The 18,204-nt window shown below is 47.7% G+C and carries 13 protein-coding genes; 6 read left to right on the plus strand and 7 right to left on the minus strand.

Translation table 11 applies throughout. The annotated features are described in order from the left end of the window. Nucleotides 1-205: 205 nt before the first annotated feature. On the minus strand, nt 206-1,228 hold the full coding sequence (locus ABXR35_RS01240; protein ID WP_367054341.1) for an ABC transporter substrate-binding protein: 1,023 nt from the start codon (nt 1,226-1,228) through the stop codon (nt 206-208). A 97-nt stretch (nt 1,229-1,325) separates the two neighbouring features. Further along, nucleotides 1,326-3,374 carry a helix-turn-helix domain-containing protein gene (locus ABXR35_RS01245; protein ID WP_367054344.1) on the minus strand — a complete coding sequence of 683 codons (2,049 nt, stop codon included), beginning with the start codon at nt 3,372-3,374 and terminating at the stop codon, nt 1,326-1,328. A gap of 327 nt (nt 3,375-3,701) precedes the next feature. Here ABXR35_RS01245 and ABXR35_RS01250 point away from each other — a divergent pair, with 327 nt between their 5' ends. After that, nucleotides 3,702-4,130 (plus strand): DivIVA domain-containing protein, encoded by a 429-nt coding sequence (locus ABXR35_RS01250; protein ID WP_367054347.1) that lies wholly within the window; start codon nt 3,702-3,704, stop codon nt 4,128-4,130. A 92-nt stretch (nt 4,131-4,222) separates the two neighbouring features. Here the strand turns inward: ABXR35_RS01250 and ABXR35_RS01255 are convergent, their stop codons facing one another. The 3 genes from ABXR35_RS01255 to ABXR35_RS01265 form a co-directional block, all read right to left on the minus strand. After that, nucleotides 4,223-5,137: a TetR/AcrR family transcriptional regulator gene (locus ABXR35_RS01255; protein WP_367054349.1), complete on the minus strand. Its 915-nt coding sequence runs from the start codon at nt 5,135-5,137 to the stop codon at nt 4,223-4,225. Nucleotides 5,138-5,349: 212 nt separating this feature from the next. Further along, nucleotides 5,350-8,472: an efflux RND transporter permease subunit gene (locus ABXR35_RS01260; RefSeq protein ID WP_367054352.1), complete on the minus strand. Its 3,123-nt coding sequence runs from the start codon at nt 8,470-8,472 to the stop codon at nt 5,350-5,352. Continuing rightward, nucleotides 8,465-9,982, minus strand: a complete 1,518-nt coding sequence (locus tag ABXR35_RS01265) for an efflux RND transporter periplasmic adaptor subunit (protein WP_367054355.1) — start codon at nt 9,980-9,982, stop codon at nt 8,465-8,467. The genes ABXR35_RS01260 and ABXR35_RS01265 overlap by 8 nt, the downstream gene beginning before the upstream one ends. A 367-nt stretch (nt 9,983-10,349) precedes the next feature. On the opposite strand from ABXR35_RS01265, the gene ABXR35_RS01270 reads away from it, so the two are divergent. After that, on the plus strand, nt 10,350-10,520 hold the full coding sequence (locus ABXR35_RS01270; RefSeq protein ID WP_367054358.1) for a hypothetical protein: 171 nt from the start codon (nt 10,350-10,352) through the stop codon (nt 10,518-10,520). Between the two features lie 291 nt (nt 10,521-10,811). Next, on the plus strand, nt 10,812-12,098 hold the full coding sequence (locus ABXR35_RS01275) for a TolC family protein (RefSeq protein ID WP_367054361.1): 1,287 nt from the start codon (nt 10,812-10,814) through the stop codon (nt 12,096-12,098). A 227-nt stretch (nt 12,099-12,325) separates the two neighbouring features. Here ABXR35_RS01275 and ABXR35_RS01280 read toward each other — a convergent pair whose 3' ends face one another. Both ABXR35_RS01280 and ABXR35_RS01285 read right to left on the minus strand, forming a co-directional pair. After that, nucleotides 12,326-13,582 carry an MFS transporter gene (locus tag ABXR35_RS01280; RefSeq protein ID WP_436669309.1) on the minus strand — a complete coding sequence of 419 codons (1,257 nt, stop codon included), beginning with the start codon at nt 13,580-13,582 and terminating at the stop codon, nt 12,326-12,328. A gap of 473 nt (nt 13,583-14,055) precedes the next feature. Then, on the minus strand, nt 14,056-15,018 hold the full coding sequence (locus ABXR35_RS01285) for a S8 family peptidase (protein ID WP_367054364.1): 963 nt from the start codon (nt 15,016-15,018) through the stop codon (nt 14,056-14,058). 487 nt (nt 15,019-15,505) lie between these two features. Here ABXR35_RS01285 and ABXR35_RS01290 point away from each other — a divergent pair, with 487 nt between their 5' ends. The 3 genes from ABXR35_RS01290 to ABXR35_RS01300 all read left to right on the plus strand — a co-directional run bounded on the left by ABXR35_RS01290 (nt 15,506) and on the right by ABXR35_RS01300 (nt 18,090). Next, complete coding sequence (locus ABXR35_RS01290; protein ID WP_367054367.1) at nt 15,506-16,195, plus strand: GntR family transcriptional regulator; 690 nt, start codon at nt 15,506-15,508, stop codon at nt 16,193-16,195. 255 nt (nt 16,196-16,450) lie between these two features. Beyond that, complete coding sequence (locus ABXR35_RS01295; protein WP_367054370.1) at nt 16,451-17,194, plus strand: ABC transporter ATP-binding protein; 744 nt, start codon at nt 16,451-16,453, stop codon at nt 17,192-17,194. Next, nucleotides 17,191-18,090, plus strand: a complete 900-nt coding sequence (locus ABXR35_RS01300; RefSeq protein WP_367054373.1) for an ABC transporter permease — start codon at nt 17,191-17,193, stop codon at nt 18,088-18,090. Before ABXR35_RS01295 ends, ABXR35_RS01300 begins: the two co-directional genes overlap by 4 nt. The last annotated feature ends 114 nt before the right edge of the window (nt 18,091-18,204 follow it).

An 18,204-nucleotide genomic window follows, 5' to 3' on the forward strand; every position in this document is an offset into this window, starting at 1 on the left:
CACATAACTGCGATATTCTCACAGTGTAGAGACGGTTGATAAGGTTTTTGTCATGCTTCCATACATCTACATCTTGCTATACGATGAGCTTTTGGATTGTAGGTATGCTATTTGTGTTCGTGCTGTATGATGATCAATCTATAAAAAGCTACAAAATGGATCAACTATCTAGAGAATAAGTTAGTATCGCATGGATGCGATCATCTTACTGCTTATTTTTGTCTACGATCATATCTGCGAGTAAACCCATTTGTCCAATGATGGATTCTGGATCGTAGAAGGAGAACGTGTCATACGGTAGGTCGTACACTTGACCACTTTGGACAGCGGGCAGGTTTTTCCAGATTGCGCTGTTCAGCACCGCATTTTTCTGTGCTTCTGTCGTACCATCGTTGAAGCAGATAAAGATATGATCTGCATTGGCGTATTCCGGCAAGCTTTCCAATTGAATCGGCAAAATTTGCTTACCGCTATCGATCACTTCTTTTTTTACATTGTCCAGCGGCTTGAATTGTAAGCCGTCGTAAAGTGCATATCCGCCGCGACCGTAGTTGTCGCCGAGAATCGAGATGTCCTTGTCACGTACGTTGATCAGCACGGCAGTTTCGCCCGGTTTGGTAACATCCTTGATCTTCTCGCGGGCTGCGCTGGCAGCTTCATCGTATTGAGTTAGCCATGCCTGCGCTTGCTGCTCACGCCCAAGCAGCTTGCCGAACAATTGGATTTCTTCTTTGGGATTGTTGTACGCCGTGTAGGGAACGTACAATGTTGGAGCGATTTTGCTGAATTGATCATATGCTTCCACATCGAAGTCGTTAATCACGATCAGATCGGGATTAAGCGAGATCACTTTTTCCATTGAAGTTGGTGCGCCGATGTCTTCGATGCCTTGTTCCTGCTCCTTCAGAAACGGGCTTCCCATCCACCATTCCTTGTTGGCAGCAACTGGCTTCAGACCAAGCGCCAGCAGCGTACCATGATAATAGGTAGAAATGATGCGCTGTGGATTGGTTGGAATGGTGATGTTGCCTTTGGCGGTATCAATCGTGCGTGTTGCCGATGCGTTGCTATCGGCTGTTGTACTTGCCTCCGTGCCAGATTCTGTTGTCGTTGCTGTGCCGGATGAGGCGGTTGGAGCAGTGGACGATCCACATGCGGAGAGCAGCAGGCAGAACATCACCAACATCGCTATCATGCAGGCTGGCTTGTGAAGCAGCCGTTTATTCATTGTTCATTCCCCCAGTTTGCTAATTGATAATGATTATCAACCAGAATCATAACAACCCGTTACAGGGACGTCTATGGACAAACATGATCAATTTCCGTTACAAATATGATGCCAGACGATCCAGCCAATCCTGTAATTGCAATTGCTGGGAAAAAGGGTCAAATCCGTAGAATACATGCCGATCCATAAGGTGCACCTTGCCCGCCTGTACCGCCGGTAATTGTTTCCATGCGGACGATTCCATTACCGAAGTAGCTCCTTGTCGCGGCTGACCATCCTGATGCTCCAGCGGATAATGAATCACAATCATATGATCGGCAGCATATTCGTCTAATCGATGCAGCGGAACCTCGATATTGAGCAAGCCGGTATGGATCAATTGCTGACGTACCTTTTCGGGGGGATGACAACCTAGTCCGTCATAGATTAGCGGTCCGCCCATACTGCGCAGATTGCCATACACGTATACCTTTTCCGAGACGATTTTGTAAATGCCCACCGTTTCGCCCGTATCCAGCCAGTGACGTAGCTTCTGCTTGACCTGCGTCAGCATCACATCCCAGCGATCCAGCCAAACCTGCGCCTGTTCGCTGCGCTGCACACGCTCCGCAAGCCAGAGCCATTGCTGCCGCCAACTGTACTGCTCGACTGGCAAATGCTGTACCGGCGCATACTCGCTCAATAAGTCTGCATACGGATCATTGTCATAGGTGAAGACCAGATCTGGTTGTAACGTATCTAGCAATGGCAGGGAAGGAGAGGGCATGTTAGCGATCAATTCCAGTTGATGTGCAGCGAGCGAGCCATTATCCAACAGCAACTCTGATTCCATTGCATGTCTTTGCTCCTGCCAACGACGTAGTATTTGCATATCCACATGCCCTGCTGCCGGAACAATGCCCAGATATAACAGCATAGCAGTCAACGGCGCATTCCATGTGACATACGACTTGGGTGCTGTTCGATACTGCCGCGGCGGCATACCCAATTGCTGCTTGAATTTGCGGCTAAAATAATGCGTATCCCCATATCCACAGCGCCGCGCAATCTCATCCAGACTGGCATGGGACAATTGCAGCTCCAGCCGTGCCTGATGCAGCCGCAATCCGCTCAAATACTGGCTGAACGAGCAGCCTTTATGACTGCGAAATGTACGCGAGAAGTGCTCTGGCGTCATGCCTGTTTTACGCGCTAGCTCGTCCCGACGTAAGTCCTCGCGGTAATGCTGTTGCACATACCTGATCATTTGCTGAAAAGAAAGCTGCTCCTCATACCTATCACTCGACGTTTCCAACGACAGCAAATGCAGTAATTCATAAAAGCTTCGGTAACAAGCCAGCATATTCAGTGTGCGCCATGTTGGTACTGCATGCGTTATAGCCTGTTCCATCTCCTCACATAACCGCCGCATCTCCGCAGGGGAGTGGATGGATAACACAATCGCTATTCCCGCAGTATCACCATTCCTCAGTTCATCAGGCAAAAACGAAGGCAACGTATCATTCGCCATGCTTGCATCCTTGCCTTGCTCGCCCGATATTTCCCGCAAAGCAAGCCGATACAATTCCAGCGGCTGCTGTCCTGTACCGCCAATATGTACCCCCGCACCCGCAGGGCAAAATAGAAGCTGCGAAGCGCCCATTGTCGTCATCCGTCCGCGAATCGTCACCTGCGCTTGCCCTTTGCCTATTAACAACAGCGTATGCTCGTCGGCTACCATCCACTCCTGTGCATCGGTCGAATGGAAATACATTTTTGTAAAAGACAATGGAATCCATGTTGTCGGTAGCATACTAAGAGTGCTTATAGCAGACTGCTGATGAATCGCAATAGTGTTGTGCAATCCAGCTTTGTCGCCATTCCTCTCCATGTCTGATAGTTCTGCCTGATCGACATGAACGGACACGCTCGCTTGTTCCAAAACATCAGGTTGCTTCAACGCATCGATCCAATCGAACACCTGCATCTTTGTAGTGCAATGTTGTAACATTTGACGAAGTGCTGCCGCCTGCGCATCATCCAGTTTGCCCACATAACGCACCGTTCGATGGCGCACCTTGCCATCCGCATTACGATACGATTCCACCAGCCTATAGTACGTATAAGTATCCGATCCTCGTCGAACGAGCTGCTTTTTCAAAAACATAATGCCCACCACCCTCCATCCACAAACAAAATAACGACCATTCTCAATCGTAGCCCTTTCCATTCTAGCAAAATTGAGGACTACAAAGATTCGTAGGGACTACACTGGTATGTTCATTTTGCCGCAAAACAGCAATCTGTGAAAGAGTTAATCTTACAAATACGCAGAGAACGAATGCAGCAAAGGAAGCAAAATGTCACAAACCGCTCCATATCGGCGTTTATCCACGGTGATATATTTTCCCAAACGCGCGGTTTGTGATACATTAATAAACAGATAAAGCTGGGTTTTGCACCATGCTCAACAGGAATGAGGGGAATGAAGGATATGGCTGTAGATGAAAATTACCAACGCAAGCTGGAAGATCAGAAGCGTTTGTTCAAGCAGCTTGGCGTCAAATTCGATTCGCTTACGATTCATGAGAAGGATTTCTCGACCAAGATGAGAGGATATTCACAGGAAGAAGTGGATTTCTTTCTGGACGATGTGATTCAGGATTATGAGCGCTTTTACAAAATTATTACCGATTTGCTAGATAAATATAACGAGCTGCAACGCCGCCAAACGTATGAAAAGGAGCGCGCTGCCGTGGAGCGTGATCGCGTATCTGCTGAGCAGGAACGTGCTACCGCTAGAGCGCGTGCATTGGAGGATGGAGTAGAGCGTAGCGTCGTGACCGATGCGATCAGCAGCTTGGAGCGCACCATCGCTCAATTGAAGTCACGTCTGGACGAGAGACGCGACAATTCGTACTGATGTCGATTGGACCTCCGTATAACGAAAAGGGATACCCTGTGATTCATTCACAAGGCATCCCTTTTGATTTCTTTATACTATTCCGATTCGATTCAATCGGTGACTGGGCTGCTAATCTGGCGCAGATCGACGATTTGTTGCAGCTTGCGTGCATATTCCGCCAGCTCGTCATATCCGCTGATAAAGTTAAGCAAGGCGCGAATCATACCCGCGCGACGCTGCGTCCGAATGACTTCCTGCTCCAGCGAGTGCAGCACCTGCCACAGCTCCTGCTTTTCCTCGTCACTGATGGAGATGCCGTCTACATGGCGCTTGATGGCAAGCAGCAGCTCATGAATCATAATGCCTTGAAATACAGGGCTTTGCTCCACACATTCCGGTTTCATGGTGACTTTTTTCCAGTCCCAGATCGGTTTGTACTCATACTTGACCATGTTTTTTACCATCTCATCAATCAAACCAGTCAGAAAGCGCGACAGCTCCTCATGGGTCGTCTGGGGCTGCAAACCGATGACCGGCAAGAATAGATATTGCATCAGCAGCGAACGCACCATAAAGATAATATCGTACACATAGATGCTCACTTGCTCCCCATAAATATCCGTCAAGCAATCGGTGCACCAGTGATTCGCCTGATACTCCACCTGCAAGCACGCCTGCAACAACTTCTCATTTTGCAAAATCGTCTTGTCATGCAGCGCCATCAGAATAGAATGAATCTTACTCTCTAGCATCATGCTCAGATGTAGCTGTACAAATCCGTTCAGCTTCTGTTCTGACGTCTGCTCCATGGTGGCATACAGCCGTTCAATCCGCTCGTTGATCATACGCCCGTGCTCCAGGACGGTAGCGATCAGAACGTCTTCTTTACTCTGGAAAAACTTATAAAACGAAGCCTTCGCCATACCGCTTTCTCTAGCGATTTCGTCTACCGATGTCGCGTTATAGCCTTTTTCCGAGAAAAGCCGAACTGCCGCTTCGATGATATCCTGTTCTTTTGTCTTCAAGGGCGTGTCCTCCTGAATCTGAAGAAGGGCAGAAGCCCTTCATTACCAGATGAAAATGCGACAAACGGACAGTTTCCCGTCCGTTTGCCTGTTGTGTTACGAATTATGCGTGCATTCGTTCATCCTCTAAGAATAACTCTAGCATGCCTAATCTTCCATTGCATAGGCAAGGATCGCAGGGATGATCGCATGTTCCTGTAACGGTCTAACCATTATACTTTTGGAGCCGCATTAAGTTTCTCTAAGCGTCTTTGTTTACGTTCCATTTTGCGGATTTGGCGTTTTTCCTTCCAGCGTGCGACCACCATATAGAGAGAAGGAACGACGAACAAGGTCAAAATGGTCGAGAAGATCAGACCGAAGATAATGACGACACCGAGCGGTCGGAACAGCAGTTCACCGATGGTTGCAATCGGGATCATACCGACGATTGCAGTCAAGGAGGTGAGCAGGATCGGGCGGAAACGGGCGGAAGCTGCCAGAATGACCGCTTCTTTCAGCTCCATACCTTCACGCCGTGCATCTTCGATAAACTCGATCAATACGATACCGTTCCGCACGACGATACCAGCGAGCGCGATAATACCCATGACAGACATAAAGCCAATCGGTGTACGCGTCAGGAACAGACCAAGTACGCCGCCTGCTGCTGCCAGATATACAGTTGTCATAATGATCAGCGGAATCGATAGCGAGTAGAACTGAATCACGATCAGAATGAAGATCAGGAAGACAGCAACGACGAACAGCTTACCAAGATCGCCGAATGTATCCGCTTGGTCGGACGTTTCACCGCCAATTTCATACGTATATCCTTCAGGGAAATTCATCTGTTGCAATTTTGGTGTGATTTCTTGCATGACTTCGGTTGCGGTACGACCGTTCACATCTGCTTCAATCGTATTGACCCGCTGTAGATTGTAGCGGTCAATTTGCTGTACGGTGAATTTCGGCTTCATTTCCACAATTTGAGACAGTGGAATTTGTGTACCCGCAGAGTTTGTTACATTCGTTTGTTGCAGCAGGGTGGTTGGGCTGGTTGTTTGCGAGCCTTTGATATACAGCTTCATATTGATCAGATCATCGCCGTTATCAAAATCGCCTACGCTCATACCGCTACCCATCATCAGCAATGTTTGGGTCAGATTGCTGTAAGTTACTTTGTAGCGATCCATCGCCTGCTTGTTGACAACAAAATCAAGTGCATAGTTATCGATGCCTAGACTATCGCTGATGCCGTACGTACCCGGCGTATCGCTAATAATCTGTTTGATTTCGTTCGATAGGGAGCGGATTTCTTCCAGATTATCGCCGAGAATACGAATCGATACTGGTTTACCGACCGAGACGCCGACTGCGGTTCCGCTAACGGACGTCTGGATACCCGGATAATCGCTTTCCAATTGATCCGACCATTTGTCGGTTGTTTGTTCCACATTCATATTATGCGCACCGGTAATGAGAATCTGTCCGGTATTCGTACCGCCACCAGCAAGTGCGCTCAGGTTAGTGAACAGCTGAGGTGCGGCGCCGCCAGAGGCATACGCCATATTTTCCACTTCTGGCTGCTTTTTGAGCCATGCTGCCATGCTGTGAACTGTTTTATCCGTTTCCTCCAGCGACGTGCCGGAAGGCATCGTGACGTTGATCGTAATCTGCGGGTCCTCGGATGTCGGGAACAGCTCGATTGGTGTAAATGCAGCCAATCCGTACGCAAACGTACTGACGAGCAGACCGACAATCGCCACGATCAATGGACGCTTCAGCACCTTCGGCATAAGGCGATGCGCATATCCGTTGCTGACCGCTTGAATCTGTTTGCCGAGCAAACCGGCAGGCTTGTCCACATGACGACGTCCGCGTTCCAATTGGCGCTCTTCATACCATTGACGGAAGATCGGAATGATCGTCAGGGACATAATCATCGACGCTAGCATACAGAGTGAGATAATCGTTGGGATCGGGCGGATAAATGCACCCATATCGCCCTGTAATACCATCAGCGGCAGGAAGGCGGCAATTGTTGCCAGCGTCGCCGTAATGATGGAGATAGCGACTTCCTTGGTTCCTTTGAGTGCTGCATCGGTTGGATTTTCACCAAGCGTGGATAGTCGCCGTTCGATATTGTCGTTGACGACGACCGCGTCATCGACCAGAATCCCCAGTACGATGATCAGACCGACAATCGTAATCTGGTTAAGCGTGATGCCGAGTTGCGGCAAGAAGATCATGCCGAGCGCAATCGAGATCGGAATAGCAAGGGCGACAAATGCCGCTGTCAGCCAGTTCATACCCAATGTACAAATCAGGATAACGGCTGCAATCGCAATCGCCATTTCTTTGATCAGGTTGTTGTAGCTTTTGTTTACCTCATCATTTTGCGCAAACAGCGATTCAATCTTAATGTTAGCCGGTAGTGTTTTTTTCAATGTATCCATCTTGGCGGTCAGACGTTGGTTCATCGTTGGCACGTCCGAACCGGTCTGACTGCTAATATCGAGGGAGATGGAAGGGATACCGTTGTAATAGCTCAGATATGACTCGGTCGCTTTGACCATCTGTACATCGGCAACATCTTTCAGATATACCGGAATACCGGCTTCGGTTTGGGAAACGACGATATTTTTGAGCGTATTATAATCGGTTGCTTTGTCGACCGTGAGCTGGTATGTACGGTCTGCATAGGTAAAGTTACCTGTCGGCACGCGGTTATTTTCCGATTGGATCGCCTGCATGACGGTTCCCCACGGAATGCCGTATTGTTGCAGCTTCGCCATATCGGCATCAATGCGTACCTGTTGATCAGGAATCCCTTGAATTTCAACATCCGTGATCCCCGGAACGGAACGCAGTTGATCACGCCATGTGTTCATCAGGTCACTCAGTCCGTAAATGTCTTCTTTCGTTTTGCCGTAGATGGCGAACGATTGGACAAAGGTCTGGGTTAGGTTATCGTTAACGACTGGCGCATCGGCATCGGCAGGCAGCTCGGCCTGCGCATCTTCCACCTTGCGGCGCAGCTCGTTCCATGTGTCCTTGGCATCTGCATTGTCTTCGGCTTGTACAGTAATGGAAGAAACGCCATTACCAGAGGTCGAAGCAATCGTTTTTAAATCGGTCACTTCCTTGATCTTCTGCTCCAGTACTTCAGTGACCGTCTGCTCCATCAGATCAGGGCTGGCACCAGCGTAGGTTGTGGTGACGATGGCTGTTTTGACCACGACGTCTGGCATGAGCTGCTTCGGCAAGCCCATTAGCTGAGCGGCACCAAAGATGATCAGCATGACGAAGAAGAGAAGGGTGATTTTACGCTTTTGAACAAAATACTTAATCATTAGCAGTGGCCTCACCGTTTGTGCCGGTTGAAGCTGCATTGGATTGGCCAGCGCTGCTGTTGCCCTGCGCCTTGTTCGTCGCAGCATCACTTACTTTCAATTCGTCGCCATTGAATAATCGATCAGCGCCACGGGTAACGACTTTGTCGCCTACCTTCAGACCGCTGGTAACTTCATAGCTATTATTGTACAGACTGCCCAGTTTGACGGTTGTTTGTACAGCCTTGCCATTCACAGCTTTGAATACATATGGTTCACTGCCGGAGCTGACAACTGCTTCCACCGGCACCAGAATGCCGCTTTGCGAGGAAGCCTGACGAGAAGCACTTACAACCTGTCCCGGTTTCCAATCTTGATTCGAATTGTTGATTGCAACCTCAACACTGATCGAACCGGTATTTTCATTCGTTTGCGGATACAGCTTACTTACCGTGCCAGTACGCACATCGTCGTACAGACTGATGCTTACCTGCTGTCCGACTTTCCATTGGCTGATCTCACTGTCGGGAACTGGCAGCAATACCTTCAGACGATTGATTTCACCGATTGTAAATACTTCGGTTCCTGCGCTCACGGTTTGTCCAGCGGACAACGTTTTGGTCAGGATCGTACCAGAAGCGGGGGATTGCAAATTACCACGAGTCAGATTGAGCTGCGCAGTATCACGGGAAATGACCGCTTGGTCATAACTAGCCTGTGCTTGTTCCACTCCAGCCTGCGCTTGCTCGACTGCAGCATTGGCTTGAGCTACGCTCGCCTGTGCATTTTCAATACCAACTTGTGCTTGTTTAACGGCAGCAGCGGCGGAAGCACGATCCGAATCTTTCGCACCCGCAAGGGTCAGCGACAATTGCTCCTGTGCATCCTGCAAGCCGGATTGTGCATTTTCAAGTGCCGTTTGCGCTTGTTCATTCTCCTGCTGTGTGAGCAGTCCGTTATCGAACAGCGTTTGGGCACGAGTAGCAGCGGTTTTGGCTTGATCATACGCCACTTGTGCTTTGTTGACGGCATTTTGTGCTTGTGCTTTTTCCTGTGGGCGTGCGCCATCCAATACACCCTGTTGACTAGCTTGTGCGCTCTCTACCTGAGCTTGCGCAGAAGCAACACCAGCAGCGGCAGCCTGTTGACCTGCCTTCGCATTAGTTAGCGATGCTCTGGAGCTAGCAAGCGATGCCTGTGCGGCTGCAACCGACTGACTTGCATTTTCGACTTCAAGCTGTAGATCGGCAGTATCTAGTGTTGCTAATACAGCTCCTTTATTTACACGGTCACCCACATCGACACCAACCGATGCCACCGTTCCATTAATACGGAAAGATACCGGTGTTTCATCGTAAGCAGCGAGTGTACCGGACAGATCATAGACCGCATCCAATGGTTGCTTCTTGATCGTGCTTACTTCGACTGTTGTCGTGGTTGGCTCTACAGCAGCGTTGTTTGCTGTCGAGCAAGCGGTAAGGCTGACGGCAAGCAGCAAGGCTGAAAAGGCCGTTGGCCAGCTTTTTTTCATAATTGCAGGTTCCTCCTCTAAACTCCCCAGTTTTTTTTATACTCCTAAGTTCATGGCTGAATTATAGAATTAATCCAGTCTACTTGTCAATCATATCAACAGCTCCCGCCGATGTACTCAACCTAGAGATGTAGATTGCAAATATGAGAACTCCGCCTCCAAGCCGATGCGCATATTGCTAATTACATGTACCAACAACAAATGCCATTATGTATAACCTCCTATAGCCTAGTATTGGGCAAACCAAAGATGTGAGGGACAGTGAACACAGCAAAAAAAGAGTGGCAGTACTTGTGAATATTGTGTGAACGGGGAGTGGATTAATGGTATACTTAAAATATACAACATTTGGAAGGAAGGTAGACGCATGAAAATTGGTGATGATCTGCAAAATAATCACAAAGCGACGTATGCCGAAGAAGAGCAGCCTTCGTATCTTGCCGTAAAGCCATCCATTTCCCATGCGCGTACCCAGTTGTTGATTGCGGCGCTGGTATTGGTCGTAACCGTTGTCTTGTTGATCGAATGGCAATGGTAGTCCAACCGATGCTGTTGATTATCCTTATTGCATATATCACTTTTTATATAGAAGAAAACATTCCTACAACTGCAACTTTCACCTGATGTCGGCGTCTAATAAGATAGAGCCGACAAAGGTGACTTTTTTGTGTGCAGTCAAAATTGTTCGTATGGTAAGGTGGAATAAAGGTTGATTTATTTTGTTAGGAATGCTAAATTAATTTTATTAGTATTACTAAGTGTTTTGCAGACAGAGGATGAACGTCCGTCTCATATTTGCTGAAATACATGAAGGAAGGAATTTTGAATTATGAAAAAAGGAATGGTTAGTGCTTCGGTATTCGCCGCTATGCTGCTCGCTGCAACTCAGCCTGCTGCATTCGCTAACGCCGCAGACAGCACAACAACAACTACACCTGCAACCACAGGTACAACTACGAATCAAACGGCAACAACCGATAGCGCTACTGCGACTCAATCCCAAATCTCCGGTGTACGCGAACCGAAAAAAGTGGACAGCTTGGATTTGGAAAAAGTGATTGATCTGGCGATCAATGACTCGTACAACCTGCAATTGCTGCAACTGAAATACCGCGTGCTGGATCAACAAAATGCTAGCCTCGGTCTGAACTATGTCGATTATCTGAACGCTTCGCCGGGTCTGCAATATGTAACGACAAATCGCAGCAACGAAGTTAGCCTGTCGACAGGTTCCCAAACCGGTCAGACGCTGGAAACGAATATCCGCGATCTGGATACCCAGAAGCTGAATACGCAACTGCAAGTAGATGAAGCAAAAGAAGGTACGAAGCTGGCAATGACTGGTCAGTACGTTCAATTGCTGACGCTGCAAAAACAAATCAACCTGTCCCAAGAGTACATTCAAGTGCTGCAACGTGACGTACAACGTGCTCAAACGCTGCAAAGCCTTGGCTCCGGTACACAGGAAGATATCGACAAAGCGGATCGCGCACTGAAAGCGGAACAGGACAACCTGACCAGCTTAAACGATTCGTATCAAAAAACACTGTCCACACTCAGCTATGATCTCGGTATCGTATACGATCCGAATATCAAACTGACGGACGTTGATGTGAAATTGGATGCTGTACCGACTGTAGATGCAGATACACTGCTCGGCAAATCGTACCAAATCCAATCACTGGGCAACAGCCTGAACAAAGCAGAACAAGATGAGCAAAAAGCAATTACTGACAATAGCTTTGAAGATCAAGCCAACAAAGCTAGCACTCAAATTGCTGCTCAACAACTGGAACAAGGTAAAGTAACGTATGCCAAAGCCATTGAATCGAACCTGAAAGACATGGACACTGCTCTGAAAGATGTGCAAACGGCACAACGTTCGGCACAAGATGCTAGCGTAGATGGCGTGAACATGCAGATTCGTTACAATGCTGGCGTTGTGACCAAATATGATCTGGACAAATACCAGTATCAAGTGGATGCTTCCCAAGTGAAAGCACAACTGACGCAACTGCAATACTATGTACAAAAAGCGAAAGTAGACGCGATGAACAACGGCTACATCGCTAGCAGCTCGTCTTCTGCAAGTGCTTCTGCTTCGTCAGGTAGCTAAGCTTCGCTAATAGGTAGATACCAATAACAGGATACAAAATAACGGCTCTACGGATAGATAGATGAAGCGAGATGTATCGTGTAGTCGATCCTCCGTCGTTATATCTTCATCCTAATCAAATAAACCGCCGCAGTTTTCGGATCATGTCCGTGACTGCGGCGGTTTTTGTTTCGCTATACGATATTGGTTTCTTGATTGAGTTGTATTGATCATCAGTATTCATGTCATTACTCCGATGCACCGTTTGTCCATTCATGTAGCTTACGATCCGTCGGCAGCAGGAAGGTGAATGCACCCAGCAGTGGCAAGAAGCTGCATATTTGCATAACAGGCGAGATGCCAATCGCGTCAATCCAGTTGCCGAGTACAAGCGCCCCGACACCACCAAGTCCAAATGCCAAACCAGTGATCAGCCCCGACACTGTACCGATCCGACCCGGGATGAGCATCTGCGCATATACAACCGTTACCGAAAAGCTTGATGTTACGATAAATCCGACCAATGCTAGCAGCACGCCTGTCCAGAATAAATTCGCATACGGCAGCAGTAGAGCCAGTGGAGCAGCCGCTGCCATAGAGGTAAAGATCAGATTGCGTTTGCCAAATCGGTCGGCAAGCGGTCCGCCGAAAAAGGTTCCTACCGCACCAGCTGCCAAAAATAGAAATACATACAATTGTGCTTCTCCAACATTCGTATGGAACTTGTCGATTAGTAAAAAGCTATAATAACTACCAATCGATGATACATACCATGAACGAACGAAGACGAGCATAATCAGCACAACCATTGCAAACGCAATCCGCTGCTTCAGCTCTGGACGGATCGCGCCAGCAGTTTGCTGTTTTTTCGTGATGGATGTATCTCGTAGCGTATTACCATACCAACGAGCGATAAAGATTTGCACGATAATCCCTGCTGCCGCTACTCCGGTAAATCCAATCGCGCCAAATTGTCCGAAGGGTACGAAAATAAGCGATGTGAGCAGTGGAGCCAGCGATTGCCCGGCATTCCCGCCCACCTGAAAGATCGATTGTGCCAGTCCACGCCGACTACCCGCCGCCAGATTGGATACCTTTGAGCCTTCAGGGTGAAACGCCGCTGATCCCAATCCAACGAATACGACCGCGATCAGAACCGCTGTATACGTTCCCGCCAGTGCCAGCAATAGCATCCCGGTAAACGTAAATGCCATGCCAATTGGCAGTAAAGCGGGGGTTGGTCTTTTATCCGAGAATAAGCCAACAAACGGCTGCATAATCGAAGCTGTGAAATTGATCGTAAATGCGATCCAGCCAATCTGCGTATAATTCAGATTCATGGTTTCTTTTAAAATAGGGAAAATTGCTGGAATAACCGATTGCATCGAATCATTGAACAAATGCACGAGCGAGATCGCCAGCAATACGCTGAAAATCGTTCGTTTGATCGGCGGCTGTGCTGTCTGCTGCCCAGCAGTGGTTTTGGATAAACTAGAAGAAGACACATGCAAGACTCCTTTGCTATAAGTTGATTGGATATACGATACAGACTATGTATAAAGCGTAGATCAAGCGGCACAGCTATAAATGCCTACTCCTGTATCTGTCACCGTGGAGTAAGATGTGTTTCAGTATACCAGAATTTTGCTGTAGAATTACGGATTTGTACAAATAAATATATGAATACAGACATATGAATAAGGTGATTGCGAACGCAGAATGAATGAGCAGCGGATAATAATGTATTGGTGCGAAGGAGGGGAGCAGAAGAAAGAACAATGAATGTAATGCAGATACGTAATAGATATACATAAGAAAAGAACAGCAGCAACAAGCGAGATACAGTTTCACCCTCGGCTTGTTTGACTGCTGTTCTTACATGGTTCACTTGGCAAAGCACAAACCTCATCCTACCATTTGTCAGCACGCAGCACGCAGCACGCAGCACGCAGCACGTAGCACGTAGTTAATGACGGGTTCAACTTTTTAATATGCTAGCAATTCGCTGTGGCTCGAACACTCGTTTTAATTCCTCTAGTGCCGTCAAATATAGAAACCCATTGCCTTCCGCACGGGCAGTATATCCAAGCGGAATTGTACGTCGCACTAGCTGTGCATACAACTCCGGCTCGCTCAAGGATCGTTCAAATTCAGCATTGGCGATATGTTTGATCAATGCCAGCGCACCGGACACATGCGGTGTTGCCATTGAGGTACCGCTGAGTGTGGCATAGCCACCATTCAGATACGTAGATTGAATATCCTCGCCCGGTGCGACCAGATCGACTTCCTTGTTGGTATTAGAAAAGTCCGATGTTTGCCGTGCTAGATTGACAGAGCCAACACTGATCACTTCATTGTAATAACCGGGATAGCCATATTCGTCGGTATCAGGATCCGCGTCACCTTCATTACCGGCGGCACATACGACCAGAATATTATGATCTACCGCTTCTTGAATCGCTTGGTGCATCTCCGGTACATCTTCTGGACCACCAAGAGACATAGAGATAATATCCACCTGTTGCTCGACAGCATAGCGAATACCACTCGTGATCCATTCATACTGCCCGGAACCTTCACGATTGAGTACTTTAATGATGAGTAAACTCGCTTCTGGCGCTACGCCGACTACACCTGTTCCATTTTCAATGGCAGCAATCGTACCCGCAACATGCGTACCGTGACCATTGTAATCCTCGTATACGTCAGTATTACTATCATCGTCATCGGTAAAATTGCGTCCACCGATAATGCGACCTTTTAAATCAGGATGATCGGTATCGCAGCCTGTATCGAGAATGGCGACTGTAATACCTTTTCCCTTGCTCTGCGACCACACCTCTGGTGCTTGAATCAAATCTACACCGCGCGGCGTTTCACTCACCTGCTCCGCTTGTGCTTTGACTTCATACGGAATGACCCGCATTTGACGTTCCATACTTAGTTCCTCCTATTCCTTTGGTTTGTTCCCGACATGTATAGGATGTGCAGTCTGTGTTGAGATTGAGATGATGGAGTGCAACAGTGACGCGCAGGATGGATATTCGTCGATACTACAAGCATGAGTACCGATGGTTATGTGTACCGCTCTATGTTGAATAGACGACGGTATTATAACGGCTTGTCCAATGACGTTATATCTATTTCTCGTCCGCATCCTGCTACCCATAATTATCCATTTTACATAGTAAGAAACCATCCAAATGGTCAGAAAAGATAAAAAAAGCTGTGATTATCAAAAATGAAGTTAAAATAGATGACATGAATAGTATTTTTAGCAAATAGAACAAAAGAAAGTAGTAGGAATAGTGCATATTTATAGATTATAGCTATTTTATATGTAAACTATATTGACGTTTAAAGTAGAATCAGACTATAATCCGTGTAAATAAAACATACATGAAAATAAAGAGCGAGGGATACTCATGGCGCTGGAGCAGGAGCAGGAGATCTATCAGGCGATCAAGCAGGCCATTATTGAGCAAAAGATGCGACCGAATATGCAACTGGTGGAAGAAGTACTAGCAGAATCATTTGGCGTCAGCCGTACACCAGTCCGCAATGTTGTACGAAGGCTGGCAGCAGAGAAGCTTGTCACGATCATTCCTTATAAGGGCGCGTTTGTCTCATGCCCGACCATTGACGAAGCCAAGCAGGTATTCGAGATGAGGCGAGTGATCGAAACGGCGGTTGTCCGCAAAGTATGTGATCACTTGAGCGAGGAACAATATCAATTGCTGCATCAACTCATCCGAGATGAACACGATGCCCAGCATCACGGCAATATTTTCGCAGCGATTCGCATTACTGGCGACTTTCATCTGCGATTGGCAGAAGCGTCTGGCAATGCATACTATTCTAGATATTTGGAAGAACTGATCTCGCTATCTTACGTCATTATTGCCTTGTATGGGGAACAGAAGACCAAGTGCTGTGATGATCATCAGCTAATTTTGCAAGCTATTCGCAGTGGACAGACGGAGCAAGCGGAACGGTTAATGAATGATCATTTGCTGGAAATCGAACAGGCATTGAAGTTTGAAGAACAGTATGAGCGTCCCTCATCGTTAAGTGACATTTTCCCAAATCATGCTCGCATCACAAGCCCGTCCTGAATAAAAGAACATCAAGCCTTCGTTTACAGTGCGGAATGGTGAGTGGTGGAAAGGATCATCGGCATCGTCTGTAACAGAATGGGATAGTATTGTTCATCACTGTACACAAGATTGTATACAATCTTGGATTCAAAACAGATCAGTATTGTATGCAAAATCGTATGCAGGGCTGCACATCGAAGCATGACATACAGCATCAAAGCGAATATCGACGTCAATCGTTCCTTTGTTTACTTTTACGAAAGAGGTGGTTGTATGAAATTGACTGTAGAACAGGTACAGAAGAAGTTTGGTGAGCGGACGATTTTGGAAAATATTAATCTGACGGTGAACGACAACGAATTTATTTGCATTCTCGGTCATAGTGGCTGCGGTAAATCGACCCTGCTTAATATGGTAGCGGGATATATGTTCCCCGATGAGGGCAGTCTGAAAATGAATGGCAAAGCCATCGAAGGTCCAGCAAGAGAGCGGGGCATGGTATTTCAGGATCATGCGCTCTTTCCGTGGTACACCGTACTCGAAAATGTAGCGTTTGGACCGGAGGTACAGGGTACACCGAAACCACAGGCGCGCGAAATGGCGATGGACTTTTTGAAAATGGTAGGGCTGGACGCGTATGCACATCATTATCCAGCTGATCTATCAGGCGGCATGAAGCAGCGCGTAGGGATTGCTAGAGCACTTGCTAGTCATCCTGATGTGCTGCTGATGGATGAGCCATTTGGCGCCCTCGATATTCTGACCCGCGATCTGATGCAGCGTGAGCTACGCCGAATCTATGAAAAGCTGAAAACGACGATTCTATTCGTTACCCATAGCATCAGCGAAGCGGTATATCTGGCAGATCGCATCGTCGTGATGAAGCATGGTGCGATCGCTGAGATTTTTGAAGTGAATATGCAGCATCCGCGTACATTTGAAACGCCGGGCTTTGGCGAGATGATGGGCAAGATTGAGCGGCTACTGATGGAAGATGAAGAGGAGGTACTACTATGAATGAAGTTCCGACAACACTGGGTAAAGGTGGCAAGACAGCTCAACCAGTTCCGGTATCGCCCCCTGTCGCCAAAAAACTATCATTCGATCTCAGCGTATGGAAAAGCGCACTCCCGTACATATTGTTCTTCGTAATCTGGGAAGCATTCTCGCGTATGAATATGGAGATCAAGCTGTTTAATCCGCTATTCCTGCCTGCACCATCCCTGCTGCTGCATGATGGCTGGGCGCTGGCAAAAACGGGCATCATCGTAGACAGTCTGATTGCCAGCTCCATTCGCATTTTGGCTGGATTTGCTCTGGGTGCGGTAGCGGCGGTGATTCTGGCAGTGCTCATCAGCAAGTTTGCTACGCTAGAACGCTGGATTTCACCGATTTTGACACTGATCAGTCCGATTCCGTCGCTGGCATTACTGCCATTATTCATTATCTGGTTTGGAATCGGCGAATTTCCGAAAATCATGCTGATTGCATGGACGACCTTTGTGCCAGTGCTGGTGAACACGGTAGAGGGCTTCAAGTCTGTGCCATCCACATTGATTCGCTCTGCACTCAGTCTGGGCGCATCCGAGCGCAAGGTATTTACCCGTGTCATGATTCCATCGGCTGTACCGAATCTGCTAATCGGCGCACAGATCAGTCTAGGGCTGTCCTTTTCCGCACTGATCGTTTCCGAAATGATGGGCGCTGATTCGGGGCTAGGCTATATGATTGTCGATGCGCGCAACTATTTTAAAGTGACCAATATGTTCGTCGCCATCATTCTGATCGGGATCGAATACAGCATCTTCTCCATTCTGCTCAAGCTGCTGGAACGTAAAGTACTTAGCTGGCGCAAAGGTGGTATGGGACAAGCGGTGGAAAAAGCCAGAGTCGTCAAATCCGCCAAGCGTTAAGGATGCGCTGGACTGTGCTCTGACATCAAACGTTCATTGGATAGTACATGAAGGGAACCATACCATACCGGCAACGCATCATACATCCCAGGGTATCCACATATACAGGCTATG

The sequence above is a fragment of the Paenibacillus sp. JQZ6Y-1 genome, from assembly GCF_040719145.1.
GTDB lineage: Bacteria > Bacillota > Bacilli > Paenibacillales > Paenibacillaceae > Saccharibacillus > Saccharibacillus kandeliae.

Excerpts from the sequence above, each read along its gene's own strand:
- ABXR35_RS01270 (WP_367054358.1), top strand. The coding sequence starts at position 10,350 with ATGAAAATTGGTGATGATCTGCAAAATAATCACAAAGCGACGTATGCC.
- ABXR35_RS01250 (WP_367054347.1), top strand. The coding sequence starts at position 3,702 with ATGGCTGTAGATGAAAATTACCAACGCAAGCTGGAAGATCAGAAGCGT.
- ABXR35_RS01290 (WP_367054367.1), top strand. The coding sequence starts at position 15,506 with ATGGCGCTGGAGCAGGAGCAGGAGATCTATCAGGCGATCAAGCAGGCC.
- ABXR35_RS01295 (WP_367054370.1), top strand. The coding sequence starts at position 16,451 with ATGAAATTGACTGTAGAACAGGTACAGAAGAAGTTTGGTGAGCGGACG.
- ABXR35_RS01275 (WP_367054361.1), top strand. The coding sequence starts at position 10,812 with ATGAAAAAAGGAATGGTTAGTGCTTCGGTATTCGCCGCTATGCTGCTC.
- ABXR35_RS01245 (WP_367054344.1), bottom strand. The coding sequence starts at position 3,374 with ATGTTTTTGAAAAAGCAGCTCGTTCGACGAGGATCGGATACTTATACG.
- ABXR35_RS01260 (WP_367054352.1), bottom strand. The coding sequence starts at position 8,472 with ATGATTAAGTATTTTGTTCAAAAGCGTAAAATCACCCTTCTCTTCTTC.
- ABXR35_RS01240 (WP_367054341.1), bottom strand. The coding sequence starts at position 1,228 with ATGAATAAACGGCTGCTTCACAAGCCAGCCTGCATGATAGCGATGTTG.
- ABXR35_RS01265 (WP_367054355.1), bottom strand. The coding sequence starts at position 9,982 with ATGAAAAAAAGCTGGCCAACGGCCTTTTCAGCCTTGCTGCTTGCCGTC.
- ABXR35_RS01300 (WP_367054373.1), top strand. The coding sequence starts at position 17,191 with ATGAATGAAGTTCCGACAACACTGGGTAAAGGTGGCAAGACAGCTCAA.
- ABXR35_RS01285 (WP_367054364.1), bottom strand. The coding sequence starts at position 15,018 with ATGGAACGTCAAATGCGGGTCATTCCGTATGAAGTCAAAGCACAAGCG.